The sequence below is a fragment of the Nonomuraea sp. NPDC052634 genome, assembly GCF_040678535.1.
GTDB classification, from domain to species: domain Bacteria; phylum Actinomycetota; class Actinomycetes; order Streptosporangiales; family Streptosporangiaceae; genus Nonomuraea; species Nonomuraea fastidiosa.
Genome location: NZ_JBFATY010000001.1, coordinates 751,679 through 773,437 on the forward strand (window position 1 = coordinate 751,679; position 21,759 = coordinate 773,437).

General features: G+C 72.4%; 21 protein-coding genes. 9 read left to right on the forward strand and 12 right to left on the reverse strand.

What is annotated here, in order from left to right; translation table 11 throughout:
* The first annotated feature begins 28 nt into the window (after positions 1–28).
* Complete coding sequence (locus AB0K67_RS03625) at positions 29–613, forward strand: TetR/AcrR family transcriptional regulator (RefSeq protein WP_364052230.1); 585 nt, start codon at positions 29–31, stop codon at positions 611–613.
* Here AB0K67_RS03625 and AB0K67_RS03630 read toward each other — a convergent pair.
* Positions 603–1,718: a S1 family peptidase gene (locus AB0K67_RS03630; RefSeq protein ID WP_364052233.1), complete on the reverse strand. Its 1,116-nt coding sequence runs from the start codon at positions 1,716–1,718 to the stop codon at positions 603–605. The two genes, AB0K67_RS03625 and AB0K67_RS03630, sit on opposite strands and share 11 nt — an antisense overlap.
* A gap of 483 nt (positions 1,719–2,201) precedes the next feature.
* Between AB0K67_RS03630 and AB0K67_RS03635 the strand changes: the two genes are divergently transcribed.
* The gene (locus AB0K67_RS03635; protein ID WP_364052236.1) at positions 2,202–3,257 is read left to right on the forward strand and encodes an aldo/keto reductase; all 1,056 of its coding nucleotides are present in this window, start codon (positions 2,202–2,204) and stop codon (positions 3,255–3,257) included.
* A gap of 3 nt (positions 3,258–3,260) precedes the next feature.
* Here AB0K67_RS03635 and AB0K67_RS03640 read toward each other — a convergent pair whose 3' ends face one another.
* The 3 genes from AB0K67_RS03640 to AB0K67_RS03650 are packed head-to-tail and all read right to left on the reverse strand — an operon-like array spanning position 3,261 to position 5,802.
* Positions 3,261–4,796, reverse strand: coding sequence for an AMP-binding protein (locus AB0K67_RS03640; RefSeq protein WP_364052239.1), 1,536 nt, complete (start codon positions 4,794–4,796; stop codon positions 3,261–3,263).
* Positions 4,797–4,806: 10 nt separating this feature from the next.
* The gene (locus AB0K67_RS03645) at positions 4,807–5,220 is read right to left on the reverse strand and encodes a hypothetical protein (protein ID WP_364052242.1); all 414 of its coding nucleotides are present in this window, start codon (positions 5,218–5,220) and stop codon (positions 4,807–4,809) included.
* Positions 5,221–5,241: 21 nt separating this feature from the next.
* Entirely contained in the window at positions 5,242–5,802 is a 561-nt protein-coding gene (locus tag AB0K67_RS03650) for a TetR family transcriptional regulator (protein ID WP_364052245.1), read from the reverse strand.
* A 99-nt stretch (positions 5,803–5,901) separates the two neighbouring features.
* Between AB0K67_RS03650 and AB0K67_RS03655 the strand changes: the two genes are divergently transcribed.
* Complete coding sequence (locus AB0K67_RS03655; protein WP_364052248.1) at positions 5,902–6,465, forward strand: hypothetical protein; 564 nt, start codon at positions 5,902–5,904, stop codon at positions 6,463–6,465.
* Between the two features lie 6 nt (positions 6,466–6,471).
* On the opposite strand, the gene AB0K67_RS03660 is transcribed toward AB0K67_RS03655, so the two are convergent.
* Entirely contained in the window at positions 6,472–7,290 is an 819-nt protein-coding gene (locus AB0K67_RS03660) for an NAD(P)H-binding protein (protein ID WP_364052250.1), read from the reverse strand.
* 87 nt (positions 7,291–7,377) lie between these two features.
* Between AB0K67_RS03660 and AB0K67_RS03665 the strand changes: the two genes are divergently transcribed.
* Positions 7,378–7,944, forward strand: a complete 567-nt coding sequence (locus AB0K67_RS03665) for a TetR/AcrR family transcriptional regulator (protein ID WP_364052253.1) — start codon at positions 7,378–7,380, stop codon at positions 7,942–7,944.
* A 141-nt stretch (positions 7,945–8,085) separates the two neighbouring features.
* On the opposite strand, the gene AB0K67_RS03670 is transcribed toward AB0K67_RS03665, so the two are convergent.
* Together AB0K67_RS03670 and AB0K67_RS03675 are read right to left on the reverse strand one after the other, a co-directional pair.
* Positions 8,086–9,402: an FAD-binding oxidoreductase gene (locus AB0K67_RS03670; protein WP_364052256.1), complete on the reverse strand. Its 1,317-nt coding sequence runs from the start codon at positions 9,400–9,402 to the stop codon at positions 8,086–8,088.
* A gap of 189 nt (positions 9,403–9,591) precedes the next feature.
* Entirely contained in the window at positions 9,592–10,767 is a 1,176-nt protein-coding gene (locus AB0K67_RS03675) for a BadF/BadG/BcrA/BcrD ATPase family protein (RefSeq protein WP_364052259.1), read from the reverse strand.
* A 139-nt stretch (positions 10,768–10,906) separates the two neighbouring features.
* On the opposite strand from AB0K67_RS03675, the gene AB0K67_RS03680 reads away from it, so the two are divergent.
* Together AB0K67_RS03680 and AB0K67_RS03685 are read left to right on the forward strand one after the other, a co-directional pair.
* Positions 10,907–12,205, forward strand: a complete 1,299-nt coding sequence (locus AB0K67_RS03680; protein ID WP_364052262.1) for an alpha-glucosidase/alpha-galactosidase — start codon at positions 10,907–10,909, stop codon at positions 12,203–12,205.
* An 8-nt stretch (positions 12,206–12,213) separates the two neighbouring features.
* Positions 12,214–12,993 (forward strand): DeoR/GlpR family DNA-binding transcription regulator, encoded by a 780-nt coding sequence (locus AB0K67_RS03685; protein WP_364052265.1) that lies wholly within the window; start codon positions 12,214–12,216, stop codon positions 12,991–12,993.
* A 240-nt stretch (positions 12,994–13,233) separates the two neighbouring features.
* Here AB0K67_RS03685 and AB0K67_RS03690 read toward each other — a convergent pair whose 3' ends face one another.
* Both AB0K67_RS03690 and AB0K67_RS03695 read right to left on the reverse strand, forming a co-directional pair.
* A complete protein-coding gene (locus AB0K67_RS03690; RefSeq protein ID WP_364052268.1) occupies positions 13,234–14,502 on the reverse strand; it encodes an alpha-glucosidase/alpha-galactosidase in 1,269 nt (422 codons plus the stop codon).
* Complete coding sequence (locus AB0K67_RS03695) at positions 14,499–15,440, reverse strand: carbohydrate kinase family protein (RefSeq protein ID WP_364052271.1); 942 nt, start codon at positions 15,438–15,440, stop codon at positions 14,499–14,501. The genes AB0K67_RS03690 and AB0K67_RS03695 overlap by 4 nt, the downstream gene beginning before the upstream one ends.
* Before the next feature lie 118 nt (positions 15,441–15,558).
* Here AB0K67_RS03695 and AB0K67_RS03700 point away from each other — a divergent pair, with 118 nt between their 5' ends.
* The 3 genes from AB0K67_RS03700 to AB0K67_RS03710 are packed head-to-tail and all read left to right on the forward strand — an operon-like array spanning position 15,559 to position 18,616.
* Positions 15,559–16,857 (forward strand): ABC transporter substrate-binding protein, encoded by a 1,299-nt coding sequence (locus AB0K67_RS03700; RefSeq protein WP_364052274.1) that lies wholly within the window; start codon positions 15,559–15,561, stop codon positions 16,855–16,857.
* Positions 16,858–16,859: 2 nt separating this feature from the next.
* Positions 16,860–17,798 (forward strand): sugar ABC transporter permease, encoded by a 939-nt coding sequence (locus tag AB0K67_RS03705; RefSeq protein WP_364052277.1) that lies wholly within the window; start codon positions 16,860–16,862, stop codon positions 17,796–17,798.
* Entirely contained in the window at positions 17,798–18,616 is an 819-nt protein-coding gene (locus AB0K67_RS03710) for a carbohydrate ABC transporter permease (protein WP_364052280.1), read from the forward strand. The genes AB0K67_RS03705 and AB0K67_RS03710 overlap by 1 nt, the downstream gene beginning before the upstream one ends.
* 18 nt (positions 18,617–18,634) lie before the next feature.
* Here the strand turns inward: AB0K67_RS03710 and AB0K67_RS03715 are convergent, their stop codons facing one another.
* The 3 genes from AB0K67_RS03715 to AB0K67_RS03725 all read right to left on the reverse strand — a co-directional run bounded on the left by AB0K67_RS03715 (position 18,635) and on the right by AB0K67_RS03725 (position 21,757).
* On the reverse strand, positions 18,635–19,840 hold the full coding sequence (locus tag AB0K67_RS03715; RefSeq protein ID WP_364052283.1) for a cytochrome P450: 1,206 nt from the start codon (positions 19,838–19,840) through the stop codon (positions 18,635–18,637).
* A 169-nt stretch (positions 19,841–20,009) separates the two neighbouring features.
* Complete coding sequence (locus AB0K67_RS03720; RefSeq protein WP_364052286.1) at positions 20,010–21,098, reverse strand: Gfo/Idh/MocA family oxidoreductase; 1,089 nt, start codon at positions 21,096–21,098, stop codon at positions 20,010–20,012.
* Positions 21,083–21,757, reverse strand: coding sequence for a ThuA domain-containing protein (locus tag AB0K67_RS03725; protein ID WP_364052289.1), 675 nt, complete (start codon positions 21,755–21,757; stop codon positions 21,083–21,085). Before AB0K67_RS03725 ends, AB0K67_RS03720 begins: the two co-directional genes overlap by 16 nt.
* Positions 21,758–21,759: the final 2 nt, after the last annotated feature.

Sequence of the window (21,759 nt, forward strand, 5' to 3'; positions counted from 1 at the left end):
CGCGACGCCATGCGCAGAGGGGAACCCCATGACCCGTACAGAACGTGCCGACGCCGCTCGTAACCGCCGCGCGGTGCTCGACGCCACCGAACGGCTGCTCGCCGAAGGCGGCGGCGACCACGTGTCGCTCGATCGGGTCGCGGCGCTGGCCGGGGTGGGCAAGGGCACGGTGTTCCGGCGGTTCGGCAGCCGCGCGGGATTGCTGCAGGCGCTGCTGGAGGAGCGTTCACGTGAGCTGAAAGAGGCCATCATGACCGGGCCGCCGCCGCTCGGCCCGGGGGTGCCGGCCAGGGAACGGCTGACGGCGTTCCTCGATGCGCTGGGCGCGATCGCCGAGGGCAACGCCGTGCTGCTGTCGGCGCACGAGCAGGCGTGCGCCGAGGACAAGTACGCCGACCCGAGCTACCGCTTCTGGCACCGGCACCTCAGCGAGCTGCTGGCCGAGGCACGCCCGGGGCTGGACACCGAGTTCGCGGCCCACGCGGTGCTCGCGGTCTTCGACGGCGACCTGATCCGCCACGTGACGCCGCCGGGCGATCCGCGCTACTTCACGCGTTCCGTCCAGCGAATGGTGGCCGTGCTCCTCGGCGACCAGGAGGACGTCAGGACGTGATGAGCGTCAGCCCCAGGGCGGACAGCGCCTCGGCGACCGGCTGGAAGAACGTGGTGCCGCCGGACGCGCAGTTGCCCGAGCCGCCCACGGTGATGCCCTGGGCCTGGTCGCCCGAGACGAACGGCGCTCCCGACATGCCGGGCTCGGAGCAGACGTTCGTGCGCACCAGGCCGGTGATCACGCCTTCGGGGAAGTTCACGGTGACGTTGCGCTGCTGAATGATGCCGCAGTGCCAGCCGGCGCCGGGAGCGGCCCGGCAGACGGACGCGCCGACGGGCGCGGGGGTGGCGCCGCGGATGAGCTGCTCGGTGCCGCCGGCGGCGACCGCGCCGCGCGCGGTCCAGCCGGGGTAGAGGGTGACCCAGGCGTAGTCGTAGCCGGAGCCGGAGGAGTAGGCGAAGACGCCGATCGGGGTGCCGTCGGTGGTCGTGGCGATGTCGCCGGGCTGGCCGCAGTGGCCGGCGGTGAGGAAGCCGTCGGTGGTGCCCTGCCGTGCGGTGAAACCGACGATGCAGCGTCCCTTGCCCTCGACCATGAAGCCGTCGCCGCCGCGGATGCCGGCGTAGGGGACGGGCCTGGCGGCCGACGGCTCGACGCGTACGGCGGAGGCGTCCACCCCTGCGGCCTCGACGAAGGCGGCCGCCTCGGCCGGGTCGGCGGCCAGGATCACGACGTCGTTGGCGGCCACGTCCACGTACCAGGCGTGCACGTCGGGACCGGCCGCGCGGGCGGCGGCGTCCAGGCGGGCCTTGGCGGCGTCGAGCGCGGCCAGCGGGCGGGTGACGACGTCGGCGCGGGCGCCGGCCTTCGCGATGGCCGGAACGCGGGCGGCGTCCGTGGTGGCGGCGACGAGCGTCCCGTCATCGGCCAGCCAGGTGCCCGCGAAGGCGTCTCCGAGCTCTCGCCGTAACTCCGTCTCCGCAGCACTGGCGCGCTCCTCGGCGGCGAGCCGGGCGGCGGCCTGTCCGGAGGCGAGCCCGAGGTCCCGCTCCATCGCCGCCGCCACATCGGCGTCGGGGCCGGGTGCGAAGGCCGACACCGAAGGGCCGGTGATGAGGGCGAGTCCGAGGGTGAGCGCCGTGGCGGCAAGGCGGTACGCGTTCATGCGGGTTGGGCCTCCTGGCAGCAACCGTAGATCGTGAAGCCCGCCGCCCGCCTCATATCACTTTGCACCTATCACGGCGTTATGGCCGACCCGCCGACGATGCCGCGCAGGACCAGGTCGATTCCGCTCAGGAACCGCTCGCGGTCGTCGTGCGCGCGCACCTGGCCGGCGATGGCCTTCATGAACGGGTACTCGCCGGGGTCGAGGTCACGGTGAACCGGTCGCGGGCCGGCACGCCCAGCGCCTGGGCGGCCGAAGCTCTCGAAGACCCGCGGCGTCACCGGCCCCCAGGGCTTGCGGGTGATCCGCACGGCGAGCTGGGCGGCGAGCCAGGGACGCCGGCGACCGCTCCTTCCACCAGGACACCGCGCTCCGTCGGGACATCGCACTCGAACGCGAAGCCGCACCCTCCTAAACGGGACAACTCTCCCGTTAGCGTGCTACAGTGCTTAACGGTAAATCCGTTCCGTTTAGGAGGGCATTGTGGAATACAGGCGGCTTGGCGGGCTCGACGTGCCCGTGCTGAGCTTCGGCGCCGGCACGTTCGGCGGCAGGGGCGAGCTGTTCGGCGCTTGGGGCAACACCGATGTGGCCGAGGCCAGGCGGCTGGTGGACGTGGCGCTGGACGCGGGGATGACCATGTTCGACACGGCGGACGTCTACTCCGACGGCGCCTCGGAAGAGGTGCTCGGCCAGGCCGTCAAGGGGCGGCGCGACAAGGTGCTCATCTCCACCAAGGCCGGCCTGCCCATGCACGACGGGCCGAACGGCGCGGGCACCTCGCGCTCCCGGCTGATCAAGGCCGTGGACGACGCGCTGCGCCGCCTCGGCACCGACTACATCGACCTGTTCCAGCTCCACGCCTTCGACGCGGCCACCCCGGTCGAGGAGGTGCTGGACACGCTCGGCGACCTGGTCACGGCGGGCAAGCTCCGGTACGTCGGCGCGTCCAACTTCTCCGGCTGGCAGCTCATGAAGTCGCTGGCGCACGCCGACCGGCACGGCCGCCCCCGGTACGTGGCCCACCAGGTCTACTACTCGCTGGTCGGCCGCGACTACGAGTGGGAGCTGATGCCGCTCGCCCTCGACCAGGGCGTCGGCGCACTGGTGTGGAGTCCGCTCGGCTGGGGACGGCTGACCGGCAAGATCAGGCGGGGCAGCCCGATCCCGGAGGGCAGCAGGCTGCACAAGACCGCCGTGTACGGCCCCGCCGTGGACGACGAGCTGCTCTACCGGGTCGTGGACGTGCTGGACGAGCTCGCCGCCGAGACCGGCAGGAGCGTGCCGCAGATCGCGCTCAACTGGCTGCTGACCCGGCCCACCGTGTCCTCGGTGATCGTGGGCGCGCGCAATGAGGAGCAGTTGCGCGAGAACCTCGGGGCCGTCGGCTGGCGGCTGACCCCCGAGCAGGTCAGCAGGCTGGACAAGGCGAGCGAGGTCACCGCGCCTTACCCGTACTACCCGTATCGGAACCAGGAGGGGTTCGCGCGGGTGAACCCGCCGATCGAGCGGCTCATCGCGGCCGGGCTCGCGGGGTGAGGCTCACTCCCATACGAGCCGCGCCCGATCGACCTTGCCCGTCTGGTTGCGCGGCACCTCCCGTACGAACACCACGTCGCGGGGCACCTTGAACCCGGCCAGCTCCTCCTTGACGGCCTGGCGCAGCTCGTCGGCCGACAGCTCGACACCGTCCTCGGGGACGACGTACGCGGCGAGCCGCTGCCCGAACTCCTCGTCGGGCACGCCCAGCACGGTGACGTCGGCCACGCCCGGCCTGGCCGCGAGGAAGTCCTCGACCTCCTGCGGGAACACGTTCTCGCCGCCGGAGACGATCATGTCGTCGTCGCGGCCGTCGATGAACAGCCGCCCGTGCTCGTCGCGGTGGCCGAGGTCGCCGGTGGGCAGCGGCCCGCCGGGGCCGAACGTCAGCCCGCCCGCCACGACCACCCGGCCCACCTCCCCGGGCGGCAGCTCCTCGCCCGAGGCGTCCTCGATGCGGACGGTGGCGCCGCGCGGCGGGCGGCCGACGGTGCCGGGGGCGTCGCGCAGGTCGGCGGGGGTGGCCAGGGCGGCCCAGCCGGCCTCGGTGGAGCCGTACAGGTCGTGGAGCACGTTCCCGTACGTGTCCATGAAGCGGGTGGCGAGGTCGGCGGGCAGCGCGGAGCCGCCGGAGACGACGACGCGCAGGCGGGGCAGCGGCCTGGGCGGCAGCTCCAGCAGCCGCCGCAGCATGACCGGCACCGCGATCAGCGCGCCCGCCCCGGTGCGGTCGAGATCGTCGAGCACGGCGGCGGCGTCGAAGCGGCGGCGCAGCACGACGGGGCAGCCGAGGACGAGCGCGGCGGCGTACCAGAGCAGGCCGAGCCCGTGGAACAGCGGCGGCGCGATCAGCATCGGCTCGCCACTGCGCAGTGGCACGGTGGCCAGCATCGACACGAACGGCTCGGCCAGCGCCGCCATCGACAGCCGGCGCGGTGCCCCCTTGGGGGTGCCGGTCGTGCCGGAGGTGAGCAGCACCAGCCGCCCCGGCCGCTTCGGGTACGGCGGCTCATCCCCCGGCGCGGAGCCGGCGAAGTCGTCGAGGTCGCTCACGCGCGGCCCGTCGAACTCGACCTCCCACAGGCCGGGCGCGGCGACGAGCAGGTGCACGCCCTCGCGCCGCAGCACCTCGCGCAGGCGCGGCCCGGCCAGGCCGGTGTTGAGCAGCAGCAGGTCGGCGCCGAGCCGCGACACCGCGCCCGCGGCGGCGGGAAATCCCCGGTCGTTCGGCCACATGACGGCGACCGTCGTGCCGGGCCCGACGCCGAAGCGCCGGTGCAGCCCGGCCGCCAGCGCGGCGGCGCGCGCGTCCAGCTCGGCGAAGGTGACCTCGCCTTCCTCGTCGATGACGGCCGGGCGGTCCGGCCAGCGCGCCGCGGCGACGGCCAGGCCGGTCGCGGGGGTGAGGTGGAAGTGCCGGTACGCCTCCACGACGCGGGCGAGCGCGGCCGGATGGACCGGGCCGAGCAGCCCGTTGCGGGTGAGCGTGGCGACGGCCTCCACTCCGAAGCCGCCCAGGTCGATCAGCCGTCCGAGCACCGGCGCCCCCTCACCTTTCCGGTACGAGCCAGGAGGAGGTACGCGTACCCGCTGAAGCCCGGACGCAACCTCCGGTCAGCCGGACGCGCCACCAGTCGCGGAACATCCACGCGTCGAACTCCGTGAGCTGCGACGCGCTGCCGGCCTTCATGAGGAAGCAGCAGACGCCGCTCGGCGTCCAGTCGTAGAAGTCGTCCAGGCCGAACGAGTGGCCGATCTCGTGCAGCAGGATGTGCATGTTGTCGGCGTCGAGGTTCGACATGTAGTACTCGCTGCCGACGCGCTGCCCCCAGTCGCCGCCGGCGCCGCCGCCACCGGCCAGGTGGTCGGCGGCGGCCAGCTCGGCGGCCCGCGTCTCGGGACGGCCGAGGTCGCGAGCGTCTACACCCGCATCGGCTACCGCACGGCGGGCGAGATGCCGCACATCTCGCTGCGCTGACCGGCTTCAGGCGCTCGTGACGTAGCGCTGGATCACCGGTCCGATGTCGCGTACGAGGTCGTCCACCTCGGCCTCCACCATCGGCGGCAGGCGCAGGATGTAGCGGGTCAGTGCCAGGCCGAGCATCTGGGTGCTGACCAGCCCGGCCCGGTACGCCGCGTCGTCCGCCCCCGTCACCCGGCCGATGAAGGCGGCGATCTGCGTCTCGAAGACCTCGCGCATGCGCTCGGCGGCCATGGGGTTGGTGCTGGCCGAGCGCAGCAGCAGGATCAGCACGTCGTCGGAGAGGTCGCCCTCCCAGCGGGCCAGGAAGTGGCGTACGAGCAGCTCGCCGAGCCGTTCGACGGGCGGATCGTCGACGGCGGCGAGCTTGAGGTCGACGTCCACGGCCGCGCTGAACAGCCCGGCCTTGCTGCCGTAGTAGCGCATGACCATCGAGGGGTCGACGCCGACCATCGAGGCCACCGCCCGGATCGTCATCGCCTCGTAGCCACGCTCGATGAGCAGCTTCCTGGCGGCGGCGAGTATCGAACTCCTGGTCGCCGCCGATCTCTCCGTGAACGCCATGACAACAAGTGTAGGCCAACGCTTGTATGACATGTCCCGGAGGCCGGGGGCCGGTCCCGAGAGCGAACCGTACAGCGGAGATCGACGCGGAGGGAACGCATGGGCAGAAGGACGCGCGCAGGATTGATCGTCGTGACGCTCGCCGCCCTGGTCACGGTGCCGGCACTCCTGCTGACCGGCCCTTCCGGCCAGGGCAGGCGGCAGGAGACGCCACAGGCGGGCACCGCTCCTCCCACCGCCGCCACCCCTCCCAGCACTCCTGCTGCTCCCGGGACGACGACGACCGCGTCATCTGAGACCGACCCCACACTCGATCCCTGTTACATGCTGAGCCTGTCGGTGTCCGGCCGGATTTTCGCCGAGGTGAAGGCCGTCAGCGGCAAGAAGAAGGACTCCGCGTTACGGGCCGAGGCCGCCAGGACCTACCGGAGGTTCGCCGATCAGCTCCTCCTTGACGCGGCCCAGGCCCCCGGGCGACTACAGCCGACATTGATCAAGTGCGCCTCCGCCAGCACCGCGGTCGCGCGATACGTCACCGAGCACAAGCCCCGGCCCGGCATCGTCATCGACTACGGACCCGCCCGCAAACGCTGGCTTGCGGCGCAGAAGACGGCCGAGAAGTTCTGCGGGCATGAGCTTCCCGGCGGCCCGGACGCCAAGTGACGCCCATCAGGGGCGGAAGGCGGCGGCGTGGCGGGCGGCCCAGCCGGCGAAGGTGCGCGCCGGGCGGCCCAGGACCACGGCCACGTCGGGGCTGACCTGCTGCTCGGCCGCCGTCGGCGCGCCGAGGACGTCCAGCGTGGCCTCGACGACCTCGGCCGGCATGAACCTGGACATCTCCGTACGGGCCTCCTCCCGGCTCTGCTCGGTGAAGCGCACCTCGGCGCCGAGCGCCCGCCCGATGGCCGCGGCCCGCTGGCGTGGGGTGATCGGCTCGGGCCCGGTGAGCACGTACGTGCGGCCCGCGTGCCCGTCCTGCCGCAGCACCGTGGCCGCGACCTCGGCGATGTCGGCCGGGTCGATGAACGGCAGCGCGACGTCGGCGAACGGCGCGGCGGCGGCCTGCCGGGCGCGCACGGATCCGGCCCAGGCCAGCGTGTTGGTGTAGAAGCCGCTGGGACGCAGGATCGTCCACTCCAGCCCTGAGGCGCGGACGGCGTCCTCGAAGGCGGCCGGGTGCGCGTACTGGCCGGGCCTGGTGCCCGCGCCCTGCGAGGAGAGCAGGACGACGCGCCGGATCCCCGCCTCCTTTGCCGTCTTCATGACGGCCTCCGGCTCCTGCCCGGCGACCAGCAGCAACAGCGCGCTCGCTCCGGCGAAGGCGGCCTCGAGGCTCGCCGGGTCACCCAGGTCGGCCGCGACGTGACGGACGCCCGCCGGCTGCGGTGCGGGGTTGCGCGAGACGGCCGTGACCTGCTCTCCTGCGGCGGCGAGCAGGCGGACGACCTCTGCGCCGACGTTCCCCGTGGCTCCCGTGATGACGAACATGGACGTGCTCCTCAGTTCTTAGTTAGTTGACTAACTTAGAGCTGCGACCATAGCGGGCCCGAGGCGCGGTTGTCTATAGTTAGTCAGGTGACTGACTCAAAGCGGCCGGGAAAGCGGGAGCGGCTGGCGAGCGCCGCCGCCCAGGTGCTGCACGAGCGAGGGGTCGAGAAGACGACTCTGGCGGACATCGCGCGCGCCGCCGACGTGCCCGTGGGCAACGTCTACTACTACTTCAAGACGAAGGACCAGCTCATCCAGGCCGCGATCGACGAGCACGACCGCGAGCTCGACACCGTCATCGCCGAACTCGACCGGCTCGGCACCCCGCAGGAGCGGCTCAAGGGGCTGGTACGCGGCTGGATGAGCCGGCCTGAGGTCACCGCCCGCTACGGCTGCCCCACCGGCACCCTCGCATCCGAGCTGGACAAGCGCGACGACGGGCTGGACAAGGCGATCGCCGGGGTGATGCGGCGGGTGCTCGACTGGGTGGAGGCGCAGTTCGCCGCCATGGGGCGGGGGGACGCGCGGGAGCTGGCCGTCGGGCTGTTCGCCTCGTACCAGGGCGTCTCGCTGCTCACCAACACCTTCCGGGAGCCCGAGCTGATGACCGTGGAAGGCCGCCGCTTGGAGCGCTGGATCGACTCCCTGACCTGACCTGGGTCGGAAGCGCCGTTGGCGGCCTCCCCTGACCTGCCCCGGCTCGGGCAGACCCCTGCACGGCGACGAGGGCCTGCCCAGGAGCCGGGTCAGGCGAGGCCCGGGTGGCGGGTCACACGGGGCCCGGGTAGGCGGGGGTCAGGCGAGGACCGGGTAGTTGGCGCGCAGCACGCCGTGCGGGTCCCTGGCGCGCTTGATCGCGCGCAGCCGCTCCAGCACGGGCGCGGGGAAGGCGGCCGAGGCGCGCTCCCCGTACCCGAGCAGCGTGTACGGCTTGCGCCCGCTCGCCCGCTCCCCCAGCTGACCGGCGAACCACCGCAGCCGCTCCCCCGCCGCCTCGGCCAGCTCGGGTGTGAAGGCGGGCCCGAGCAGGTACAGCAGGTACGGCTCCGCCACCGGGCCGCTCGGCCCGGCGTTCGGCCAGGAGGCGGCCAGCGCGCCGCCGAGGTGCCGCACCTGCGCGACGGCCAGCGGCGCGAGCGGCGCGTCCAGCACCAGATCGGCGACCTCGTCGTCCAGCCCGGTCAGCAGCTCCGAACGGGACCTGCCGGGGGTGGGATCGACGGGCTCGGCGGTGATCGAGCCGAGGTCGGCCACCGCGAGCGGCCCACGGGTGTCGCGGAGCACGTCATCGATCTTGCCGAGCCGGTCGAGCAGCGCGCGCCCCTTCTGCTCCTCGCCGAGGAACGCGGCGTCGATCGTCACCATGGGCGGCAGGTTGGGCAGGTTCACCCGGCCGAACCACAGCGCCAGCTCGTCCGGCGCCTCCGCGGTGAGCTCGCGGTAGGCGTCGAACACCTCGCGCGCCCGGTGCGCCGGCCACGCCACCCGGCCTCCGTACAGGGCCGGGGCGGGGAACAGCTCGAACTCGACGGCCGTGACCACCGCGAAGTCGCCACCGCCGCCGCGCAGCGCCCAGAACAGCTCCGGGTCCGACTCGGCCGTCACCGTGGCGGGCTCACCGTCGGCGCGTACGACGTCAAAGGCCCGTACGGCGTCGGCCGCGAACCCGTACCGCCGCCCGAACCAGCTCAGCCCGCCGCCCAGCGTGTACCCCGCCACGCTCACGACCGGGCTGCTGCCCGCGAGGCCCGTCAGCCCGTGCCGGCCCGCCTCGGCCAGCACCTCGCCCCACTTCACGCCCGCGCCCACCCGGGCGACCCGCTCATCGGGGCGCACCTCGACGCCGCCCAGGCGGGTCGTGCGCAGCAGGATCACCCCCTCGGTGTCGCCCGTCGCGCCGTGCCCGCCCGCCTGGGCGGCGACCGCGATCCCCGACTCGGCGGCGTACCTGACCACCGCCGCCACCTCTTGCGCGTCGCCGGGCTCGACGACGGCGGCGACGGGCTGGCGGACCGACGCGTTCCACGGCCTGGCCGCCTCCTCGAACCCGACGTCGCCCGGCAGCAGCACCCTGCCGCCCGGCACGGCCGCGCGCAGCTTCGCGTTCGTCATATGTCCTCTGCTCCTTTGGATCGTTCCGACGGCCCCGGAGAATCGATTCGGGGTCACCGGCTATGACGAAATCGGCGGGGAGAGTGTGACCCGCGGCTTCGTCACCCTGCCGCTCCAGCGCACATCCTGTGCGGTTCCTCCCCGAGTCCCGCACGCACGCACCTTCACCTCACTCCCCAGGGCCGTGCGTCAGGGGGTGGCGCGCAACCAGGCGGCGTGCGGGCCTTGGGCTCCGGCGGCGAGCCAGGCGGCTGCGGCTGCGGTGTCGCCGGCGATCGTGACCGGGGTGGTCCATCGCTTCTCGCACAGCCGCCGGACGTGCTCGCGTACCGGGCCTTCGGCGGTCAGGACGCCGCCGGCCAGCACGATCGGCGACGTCTCCCCGGGCGCGCGCACCTGAGCCAGCGTGGCGAGCAGCCGTTCGGCGGCGGACTCGACGATCGCGACGGCGGCCGGATCGCCCGCCTGGGCGGCCTTGCCGACCAGCGGCGCCAGCGGGGCGAGCGTCGCCACGGGCGCGGCCTGCGCCCGGATGATGAGGAGATCGGCGATGCGCGCCGTCGGCTCCGCCCCGGGCCCGGCCACCGCCTCGGCCACCAGCCGCACCAGCTCACCCGCGTGACCGGCATCGGCAGGACGGTCCGAGCGGCCGTCCACCGTCCGCTCGCCGGTCGCGTTTCCGGCGGCCGAACCACGCGAGCGGCCGTCCACCGTGTGCTCGCCGGTCGGATCCGCGGCGGCGGAAGCGGGCGAGCGGCCGGTTTCCGTGCGCTGCTCGCCCGCCGAGCCGGTGGTGGGCGGATGAGTCGAGCTGCCGCCTGAGATGCCGGGCTCAGGCAGGGCTGCCGGAGTGGCGGTGAGGTGGCGGATGGTGTGGCGGGCGGCGGCGCGGCCGAGCCAGAAGCCCGAGCCCTCGTCGCCCAGCAGCCAGCCGTGACCGTCGGCGACGTGGGTCACGCGCCTGTCTTCGACGCGCAGGGCGACCGCGCCCGTCCCCGACAGCAGTACGTGCCCGGACGGCTGCGGGGTGCCCGCGACGAAGGCGAGCAAAGGGTCTTCGAGGCCGCGTACCGGGAAGCGCAGCCCGCAGCCGGCCCAGGCGCGGGTGAAGGCGGCGTGCACGGCGGAGTCCTGGAGGGCTCCGAGGCCGGCGAGCCCGATGACGCCGTTCGCCACCCGGCCGGGGTCGATCTCGCCGAGCGCCTGCTTGACGGCGGCGGTGATCTGGGCGAGCGCGGCATCGACGCCGTGCGCGACGGGGTTCCCGCCTCCGGCCAGGCCGTAGCCGACGCGTTCGCCGGTGGAGGTGGTGAGCAGGGCACGCGTGGAGGTGCCGCCGGCGTCGATGCCGAGGTACAGGTCCATGGTCGCTCTCTCGTCGTGCTGGGGGATCGGCGCGCACTGTACTCGTCATGCCCGCCGAGCGCCGCCCCACCGGCCCGCCCGGCGGACAGGGCCGGATCACAGGGGCGGGGCACCCGGGTGGGCGTGGGATACTGCGGAAATGGCGCGGATCGTCTTCATCGGGGTCGGTGACGTGGAGCTGACGCGCCGCGTGGTCTCCGCGCTGGTGCTGGGTCCCGGCCTGCGCGGCGAACTCGAGATCATTCTGCACGACGACGACCCGGGCAAGCTCGTCACGACCGAGCGGCTGGTACGCGCGATCGACGCCGAGGCGGGCGCGGAGGCGAAGATCCGCAGCGTCTTCGACCGGCGGCAGGCGCTCAAGGGCGCCGACTTCGTGGTGAGCCATCTCGACGTGGGCGGGTTCGACGCGACGTTGCGCGACTTCGAGATCCCCCACCGTTACGGCCTGCGCCAGACCATCGGCGACACGATCGGCATCGGCGGCGTCTTCCGCGGCCTGCGCACGATCCCGGTGCTGGTGGAGCTGGCCGGGCAGATGGCCGAGGAGTGCCCGGACGCGTGGCTGCTGAGCTGCAGCGACCCGATGGCGATGACCGGGTGGGCGGTGCACGAGGCGACCGGGTTCGAGCGGTTCGCCGGGCTGTGCCACGCGGTGTGCGACACGCACGCGTACCTGGCCGATCTCGTGGGACGCGACGAGGACGAGGTGACGTTCCTCAGCGCCGGGCTCAACCACCAGTCGTTCGTGCTGCGCTTCGAGGCGGACGGGCGCTCGCTCTATCCGGAGCTCGACGCGGTGCTGGAAGCCGACCCGCAGCTCCGGCGGCACGTACGCGTCGAGCTCTACCGCACGTTCGGCTACTTCCCGACGCAGTCGAGCGAGCACGCCGCCGAGTACGTGCCGTGGATCATGCGCCACCCCGACGAGACGGCGCGGCTGGGCGTGCCGGTCGAGGAGTACCTGCGGCGCGTCGGCAAGAGCCTGCACCTGTACGAGGAGACGCGGCGCGCCCTGTCGGCGGGCCACCCGCTGCTGATCCGGTGGCAGCATCAGGAGCCGGCGGCTGCGATGATCCTGGCGATGCTGACCGGTGAGGAGAAGGAGATCTACGTCAACGTGGCCAACCGGGGCCTGATCGGCAACCTGCCGGAGGGGTGCTGCGTGGAGGTGCCGGCCGTGGTCGGCGCGGCGGGGGTGCGGCCCCGGCCCGTCGGCGACCTGCCGGTGCAGCTCGCCGCGCTCAACCGGACGTTCCTGAACGTCGTGGAGCTGACCGTGCGGGCGGCGCTCGACGGAGACCGTTCGCACGTCTACCACGCGGCGATGCTCGACCCGAACACGGGCGCGACGCTGCCGCTGCCCAAGATCAAGGAGCTGTGCGACGAGCTGATCGAGGCGCACGGCGACCTGCTGCCCGCGGCGGTCCGTGCGTGATGGAGCAGATGCCGACGGAGGTGCGGCGCGAGCGCATGCTGGCGATGCTCGCCGAGCAGGAGTTCGCGCGGGTGGCGGAGCTCGCCGAGGCGTTCGGTGTGTCGAGCGTGACCGTGCGCGCCGACCTCGACGCGCTGGAGGAGCAGGGCAAGGTACGCCGGGTGCGCGGCGGCGCGATGATCGCCGGGCCCGCGCCGCACGTGGAGCCGTCGTTCGAGCTGTCGCTGGGCACGGCGGCGGTGGAGAAGTCGCTGATCGCGAAGGTGGCGGCGCGGCTGGTGACGTCCGGCGAGTCCGTGCTGATGGGGGCGGGCACGACCACCTCGTACGTGGCCCGCGAGCTGGTGGCGCGCACCGATCTGACCGAGGTGACGGTGTTCACCAACGGGCTGCGCACCGCGCTGGAGCTGGAGCCCGCGCTGCCCCGGATCTCGGTGGTGGTGACCGGCGGGACCCTGCGCCGCCAGCAGCATTCGCTGGTCGATCCGCTGGGCGGCAAGCTGCTCGAGGGCATCAGGGCGCACACGGTGATCATGGGCTGCGGCGGCATCGACCCGGTCGCCGGGGTGACGAACGTGAGCCTGCCCGACGCCGAGATGAAGCAGCGCATGCTGCGGGCGGCGGCCAGGAAGATCCTGGTGGCCGACGCGTCGAAGCTGGGCGTGGTGGAGATGGCGCCGATCTGCGCGATCGGGGAGATCGATCTGCTGATCACCGGGGAGTCGGCCGATCCCGAGTGCGTGGCGGCGCTGCGGGACAAGGGGCTTGAGGTCGAGATCGCCCGCTGAGCCCGGTCCGGCCCCTGGGCCGTCGCTCCCCGTCCCGCCGGCCGCCGCCGCGCGCCCGACCCCCGCGGCGGGCCCGGGCGCGGATGGGGTAGCCGGCCCGGACGCAGGTGGGGCGACGGGCCCGAACGCGGGTGCGGGCGACGGGCCCGAACGCGGGTGCGGGTGGCGGGCCCGGACACGGGTTCGGGTGGCGGGCCTGGGCGCGAGTGCGGGTGGCGGGCGCGGGTGAGGCGGCGGTGGTCAGGCGCGCAGCGCCTCCGGGAGCAGGTCGCCGTGTGCCCGGGTCAGGTCGTCGGCCATGGCCCAGATCTGGTCGAGCGTCAGTGACGCGGCCGTGTTCGGATCGACCATCAGGGCGTGCCTGACCAGGCGGGGGTCGCCTTCCAGCGCGGCGCGCACGGTCAGCTCGTTGACGCTCACGTACGCCCGGTTCAGCGCCGCGCACTGCGGCGGCAGCGCGCCGACGGCGGTGGGCCGGACGCCGGTGGCGTCCACCGCGCACGGTACTTCGACGACGCAGCCTTGCGGCAGGTTCGAGATGAGGCCGTCGTTGACGACGTTGCCGTAGACGACGCGCGGCGTGCCGGTGACGATGCTGTGGATGATCTGCGGCGCGTACTCGTCGGTTCCTGCGATGTCCAGCTCGCCGCCGCTCCGCACGAGATCGCGGGTGCGCTTGTACTCGGCCAGATTCTCCTCGCTGACCCGCAGGTATTCGCCGACGGGGATGCGCAGCCGGTCGATCTCGCCGTCGTGGTGCATCAGCCACGGCACGTACTCGGCGGAGTGCTCGCTGGTCTCGGTCGGGTAGTAGCCGAGCCGCCGGTACATGTCGATTCTGACCCGCCTGCGCAGTTCGGGGTCGTCCACGTCGAGCCGCGGGTAGAGGTCCTCGCCGTCGCGTTCGAAGCGCAGCACCCACGCCTGGTGGTTGACGCCGGCCGCGACGTACGACACCTCCTCGTACGGCACCGACACGAGATCGGCCAGTCCCCGCATGGTCCAGTAGACGGAGTGGCACAGGCCGACGACGTTCTTGACCTTGCCCGACAGGTACCACACGTTCATCGCCATCGGATTGGTGTAGTTGAGCAGCAGCGCGTCGGGGCAGACCGCGCCGATGTCGGCGGCGAGGGCGTCGAGCAGGGGGAACGTGCGCAGCGCGCGGAACACGCCGCCGGCGCCGATGGTGTCGGCGATGGTCTGGCGCAGCCCGTACCCGGCGGGGATCTCGAAGTCGGTCACGGTGGCGTCGTAGCCGCCGACCTGCACCATGTTGATGACGAAGTCGGCGCCGTCGAGCGCCTCGCGGCGGTCGAGGTGGGCGGTGACGGTGGCGGCGCCGGCGGTGATGCGGCGGGCGACGGCCTCGGCGACCTCCAGGCGCTCGGCGTCGATGTCGTGCAGCGCGATGCGCATGCCGCGCAGCTCGGGGAAGGCGACCAGGTCGGCGAGCAGTCCCTGGGTGAAGACGACGCTTCCCGCCCCGACGAACACGATCTTCTTCATGACGTTGCTTCCTCCCAGGTGGGCTGCGCCGCGGTGCCGCCTGCGGCGCGGGTGGAAAGGGTGCCGCAGGTCACGGCCACGGTCATGGCCTGCTTGAGCGGCTGGCCGCGCAGCAGCGCGGCGAGCAGGCCGGCGTTGAAGCTGTCGCCCGCGCCGACGGCGTCGACCACGGTGGCGGGCGTGGCGGGCACCTCGGCGGGCTCTCCGTCGGCGAAGGCGAGCGCGCCGAGCGCGCCGCGCTTGACGACGGGCAGCGTGCCGCGGGCGGCCAGCTCGCGTACGGCCCACTCCACACCGGCGCCGCCGGGCGGCGGGCCCGCGACGGCGGCGGCGATGGCGAGCGCTTCGGCCTCGTTGGGCAGCAGGACGTCGGTGACGGGCAGGACCTCCGCCAGGCCCGCCCACCGGCCGGCGGGGTCGTCGTTGGTGTCGAGCGAGGTGGACGCGCCGGCCGCTCTGGCCAGGGCGAACAGCCCGGGGAGCCCGGCGGCGAGCCGCGGCTGGAGGAAGTACGACGAGACGTGGACGTGCGCGGCCCGCTCGACGAGCCCGCGCGGCACGTCGTCGGCGGCGAGCCGGTCGAGGCAGCCGGAGGCGGTGAGTATGGCCCGGTCGTCGCCGTCCACGAGCACCACGGTCATGGCGGTGGGCACGTCGGGGTCGACGACGCAGGCGGAGACGTCGACGCCGCCGCCGCGCAGGGCGTCCAGGACGAAGGCCCCGGCGGGGTCGTCCCCCACCCGGCCGACGAACGCGGTGCGCAGGCCGAGCCGGGCGGCGCCGTACGCGGTGATCGCTCCGGAGCCGCCGAGCACCAGACCGGCGGCGGGGACGAGCTGTTCGCGCTGGCCGAACTCGGGATGGCGAGGCGCGCCGGAGACGATCACGTCCGGGTTGGCGTCGCCGACGACAAGCAGGTCGAAGGTCGTTCTGGACACCACGGCACCGTTTCAGGTGTTGTGGAAGCTTGTCAAGTCTTGCGATTTTTCGAAGGTATTGACAAGACTTCGAAAGCCACCATGATTGGCTCCAATCATTCCGGGAGGAGCATCCACAGTGCGAAGAAGAACCGCGGCGGCCCTGGTCGCGGCGATCGTCCTGGCGGCCGCGGGCTGCGGAGGGTCGGCGCAGGAGGGCGCGAAGACGGTGGACCCGCAGGCGAAGGTGAAGCTCACCTGGTGGACGGGCCAGACGGCGGACGCGCAGAAAGTCCTCGAAGGGCTGGCCGCAAAGTTCACCCAGCAGCACCCCAACGTCACGATCGAGGTCTCCTCCGGCGCCTCGACCACCGACGACCTGCTGCAGAAGCTCTCCGCCGGCTTCGCGAGCGGCGTCTACCCCGACATCTCCTACGCTTTCGGAAGCTGGGCCTCGCAGCTCCAGGAGTCCGGCAAGACCCTCGACCTGACCGAGAAGGTGAAGGACCCGTCGGTCGGGTGGGAGGAGTTCCCCGAGGCGGCCCGCTCGACCGCGACGCCGAACGGGCAGGTCATCGGCTTCCCCGCGATCGTGGACAACCTCTCGCTGCTCTACAACAAGAAGCTCTTCGACGCCAAGGGCGTGCCGTACCCGACCGATGACTGGACCTGGGACGACTTCCGCGAGGCGGCGAGGAAGCTCACCGACCCGGCGGAGAAGATCTACGGGACCGCGTACTCGGTGAGCGCGTCGGAGGACACGACCTGGCACTTCTGGCCGCTGCTGTGGCAGCGCGGCGGCAGCATCCTGACGCCGGATCACAAGAAGCCCGCGTTCAACTCGCAGGCCGGGGTGGACGCGCTGGAGTTCCTGCGGGCGATGGCGGTGGACGACAAGAGCGTCTACCTCGACCAGACCGACGAGCGGTACGCGCCGCTGTTCGCCGACGGCCGCATCGCCATGATCATCAACGGGCCGTGGTCGCTGTACGACCTCAAGCGGAAGAAGACCGACTACGGCGTGGCCTTCCTGCCCGGCACCAACGGCGACCACCAGACCGTCTCGGGGCCCGACCTGTGGACGCTGTTCGACAACGGCGACGCCAACCGGGCCTACTGGTCGTTCGAGCTGATCAAGTGGCTCACCTCGGCGGAGGGCGACGCCCAGTGGAACCTCACGCAGGGCAACCTGCCGCTGCGCACCTCCGAGACGGAGCTGCCCGAGTACGAGACGTACATCAAGGAGTACCCGGGCGCGGAGAAGATGGTCGCCAACCTGGCCAACGCCAAGCAGGCCAGGCCCACGGTCAGCGGCTACGTGGAGATGTCGCGGCACGTCGGCGAGGCCATCGCCAAGGCCATGCAGGGCGCGGCGACGCCCAAGCAGGCCCTTGACGAGGCGGCGCAGAAGTCGGCCCTGGCGCTGGCCGGGGGCTGACGATGTCGGTGCTGTTCGCCGGGCGCCGTCCGGCCGCACACGCGGCGACGCTCCCGTCCGGCCGGGTGCGGTGGCTGCATCGCACGCTGACCGGATGGGGCTTCGCCGGCCCCGCCACCCTGCTCGTGGTCGGCCTGTCGATCTTCCCGGCGGTGTGGGCGTTCCTCATCTCCCGGCAGAAGTGGAACGGCATCTCCCCCGCCAAGCCGATCGGCTGGCTCAACTACGAGCTCATGGTCCAAGACCCCGATCTGCTCGCGGCCGTGCGGCACACGCTGGTGTTCACGGTGCTGTTCGTCCCGTCGTCGATCTTCCTCGGGATGCTCATCGCGGTCGCGCTCAACCGGCCGATCAAGCTGGTCGGCTTCTACCGTACGTGCATCTTCATCCCGTTCGTCGCCTCGGCCGCGGCCACCGGCATCCTCGCGAACTTCGTCTTCAACCCGCAGTACGGCGCCGCCAACAGCGTCCTGCGCGTGCTCGGCCTGCCGCAGCAGCAGTTCCTGGAGAGCCAGTCGCAGGCGCTCGCGGTGATCTGCCTGATCGCGCTGTGGGGGCAGGTCGGCTTCACCGTGGTGGTCTACCTGGCCGCGCTGCAGGACATCCCGAAGGACGTGGTGGAGGCGGCCCGCATGGACGGCGCCGGCCGCTGGCAGGTCTTCCGGCACGTCACCATGCCGCAGCTCGGCCCGGTGACCGTCTTCACCTCCATCTGGCAGACGATCACCGCGCTGCAGCTGTTCGACCTGGTCTTCACCACCACCAGGGGCGGGCCGCTCGGGGCGACGCAGACGATCGTCTACTACGTCTACGTCCAGGCGTTCAAGCTCACCAAGTTCGGCTACGGCTCGGCCGTCGCGTACGGGCTGTTCGCCGCCACCATGCTCATCACCGTCGGGATGATCCTCTACTCCCGGCGCAGCAAGATCGAGGCCTTCTGATGCGACGCCTGCCGTTCAGCCCGTGGCACCTGCTGCTCATGCCGCTGGCGCTGCTGTTCGCGCTGCCGCTGGTGCAGATGGTGCTGACCGCGTTCATGCCGGACAGCGACATCAACCGCTTCCCGCCGCGCTTCATCCCGAGCCGGCTCACCCTCGACGGGTTCGCGGGCCTGTTCAGCCAGTCGCAGGCGCTGCTGTGGCTGCTGAACACGGTGATCGTGGCCGCCGTCTCGGTCGTGTCGCACCTCGTCCTGTGCTCCATGGCCGGGTACGGCTTCGCGCGGCTGAAGTTCTTCGGCAAGCAGGCCGGGTTCCTGATGATCCTCGCGACCATCATGATCCCGACCCAGCTGCTGATGATCCCGACGTACGTGATGTTCAGCCGGCTCGGCCTGATCGACACGCTGGCGGCGGCGTTCGTGCCGTGGCTGGCGTCGGCGTTCGGGATCTTCCTGATGCGGCAGTTCTTCCTGTCGCTGCCCGCCGAGCTGGAGGACGCCGCCCGCATCGACGGGTGCACGACGTTCGGCGTGTTCTGGCGGGTGGTGCTGCCGCTGGCCAGGCCCGCGCTGGCCACGCTGACGGTGTTCACGCTGCTCGGCTCGTGGAACGACCTCATCTGGCCGCTCATCGCCATCAGCGACGAGAACATCTACACGATCCAGCTCGGCCTGGCCAACTTCCAGGGCACCCGGCACACCCAGTGGTCGCTGCTCATGGCCGGGAACGTGGTGGCGACGCTGCCGCTCATCGTCGGGTTCGTCGCGGCGCAGCGGCAGTTCGTCGCCACCATGACGTTCACCGGGCTCAAGGGCTGAGCCTTCTACCAGGGGCGCCTACCAGGCGACGGGCAGGGAGGTGAGGCCGTACACGACGTTGAACGAGCGGAACTCGGCGGGCGGTCCCTCCTCGCGCAGCCCGGGGAAGCGCTCGAACAGCGCGGGGAACGCGATGGTCATCTCCATCCTGGCCAGCGGCGCGCCGAGGCAGTGGTGCACGCCGTGGCCGAAGGCGACGTGGCCCATCTCGCCGCGCGAGATGTCCAGCCGTTCGGGGTCGGGCACGAACGCCGGATCCCGGTTGGCGGCCGGCAGCGCGCACACCACCAGCTCGCCCTCCGGGATCCGCACACCTGACACCTCCACCTCGGTGGTGGTCACCTTGATCGTGCCCGAGTGCACGATGCTGAGCCAGCGCAGCAGCTCCTCGACCGCCGCGCCCCACCGCTCGGGCTCCTTGCGCAGCAGGCCGAGCTGGTCGGGGTGGCGCAGCAGCGCCAGCGTGCCGAGGCCGAGCATGTTGGACGTGGTCTCGTGGCCGGCCAGCAACAGCAGGCTGCCGATGCCGACCAGCTCATCGGCGGACAGGTCGTCGCCGTGCTCGCGGACGAGCATGCCGAGCAGGTCGTCGCCGGGGTCTTTGAGCGCGCGGCCGACCAGCTCGCTCATGTAGGCGCGCGATTCGAGCTGCGCGGCGGCCCGCCGCTCCACCGGCTGCGACAGGTCGAGCATGGTGCCGCTGCGGCGCTGGAAGTCGGCGCGGTCCTCGTACGGGACGCCGAGCAGCTCGCAGATCACCAGCGACGGGATCGGCAGCGCGAACGACGTCACCAGGTCGGCGGGCGGACCCGCCGCCTCCATGGCGTCGAGGTGGGCGGTGACGATGTCCCTGACGCGCGGCTCCAGGCGGCGCATGCGGCGCATCGTGAACTCGGGGGTGAGCATGCGGCGCAGCCGGGTGTGCTCGGGCGGGTCGAACATCAGCAGGTTGCCCGCCCGTATGCGCCGCAGCTCGTCGTCGGTGAGCCGCGGCGCGCCCGGCGGCCGGTGACCTGCCGAGCGGGCGTTGCTGAACCGGGGGGGATCGCCCAGCACCTCTCGGACGTCGGCGAACCTCGTCACCATCCAGACATCGAGTCCGAACGAGGTGCTGACCTTGCGCACGCCCTCCTCCTCGCGGATCCTCGCCAGCTCGGGATCCGGGGTGAAGGTCGAGCGCCGCATGTAGACGGGCATCTCGGGCGCCGTCGTGGAATCAGTCATCAAGTCGCTCCCCCTTTGGCCTCCATTAAACGCCTGGGGAAGAGCCGGTGCGCGGAAGCGGGTCCCGGCCGCGCGCCTCTCGGCGTCTGTGGCCGTGCGCTTTCGGCGTCCGTGGCGGTGCGCTTTCGGCGTCTGCGGCCGTGCGCGGCCGGGACCGTTCCGAAGACCGTCAGCCGAGTGCGGCCGGGTCGCCGAGCGCCACCGCCGCAGGGCGCTCGCACGTGCTCTCGACGTCCACCGACCTGCCGGAGCGGGCGGAGGCGAGCAGCGACTCCATGACGTCCAGGACGTGGAACGCCAGCGTCCCGCCCGCCCTGGGCTCCCGATCGGACAGGAAGTCGATGAGGCCGACGCCGCGTCCCGCCTCGGCGTACCCGGCCGAGACGGGCAGCTCCCGCGCCTCACCGTCGCCGAGCTTCGTCAGCAGCACCTGCCCGTCGAAGCGGTTGGGGTCGGGGACGACGAGCGAGCCCCGCTCACCGTGCACCTCGATGTTGGGCGCGCGGGTGGCCACCGCGTCGAAGCTCATCACCAGCGTGGACAGCACGCCCGACTCGTGCACGAGCACGCCGGTGACGTGCGTGTCCACGGTGACCGGGATCTCCTCGCCCTGACGCGGGCCCGAGCCGATCGTGCGCTTGGAGCGGGTCCTGCTGGCCGCGCCGATGACCGAGCGCACCGGCCCGAGCATGGTGATCAGGCTGCTGATGTAGTACGGGCCCATGTCCAGGAGCGGGCCGCCGCCCGGCACGTAGTAGAAGTCCGGGTTGGGGTGCCAGCGCTCGTGGCCGGGCGTCATCATGGTCGCCGTCGCCGCGATGGGGCGGCCGATGAGACCGTCGTCGATGGCGGCGCGGGCCGTCTGCGTGCCGGTGCCGAGCACGGTGTCGGGCGCGCAGCCCACCCGTACCCCGGCCTCGCGGGCGGCGTCCAGCACGCGCCGGGCGTCCTCGCCGGTCGCGGCCAGCGGCTTCTCGCAGTAGACGTCCTTGCCCGCCGCGATGGCCTGCAGCGCGATGTCCGCGTGCGCGGCCGGGATGGTGAGGTTGAGCACCACCTGGATGCGCGGGTCCGCGATCAGCTCGGCCACGCCCAGCGCCTCGACGCCCGCGTACTGCTCGGCCGCCGCGCGCGCCCGCTCGGGGTCGAGGTCGGCCACGGCGACGAGCTTCACCTGGGGCAGGCGGTCGATGGTCTTGAGGTATTGGGCGGAGATGGCTCCGCAGCCCACGATCCCGACGGTCAGCGGCTGGCCCACAGCATGCCCCTCTCGATGATCGTACGTACGCTGTCGTGCTGCAGAACGTCCAGGCTGTGCCCCGGGGTCGTGACGAAGATCCGCCCCTTGCCCCAGCGTCGGGTCCAGATGGCCGGCGAGGTCACCTCGCGGTGCCAAGGGTCCCACGGGCGCACCTTCTGCGTCGTGGTGGCCAGCACGTCGATGTAGTCGTCGGTCAGCACCCAGTACTGCTCGGTCACCAGGTCGAAGTCCTCGATGCCCTCCGTGATCGGGTGCGCGGCCGCCTCCGGGAGCATGTTCACCGTGTACGGGACGAAGTTGTGCCGCTCGGTGCCCGCGTCCGGGTCGTCGGGATGCTTGCCCGGGTGACAGGCGAACTGCCCGCCGATGAGGTGCAGGTAGTCGGAGGAGTTGCGGAACGAGTCGGCGATGCCGCCGTGCCAGCCCGCCATCCCCGTGCCCGCCTCGATCGCCGCCCGCAGGCCCTTGAGCTGATCGGGCTCGATCGTGCCCATCGTGTAGCACTGCACGATGAGGTCGATCTCGGCCATGAACGCGGGGTCGGCGTACGGGGCCGGGCTGTCGGACAGCCGCACCTCGAAGCCGTTCTTCTCCAGGAAGGGCACGAAGAGGTCGGTGGCCGCCACCGGGGCGTGCCCCTCCCATCCCCCTCGCACCA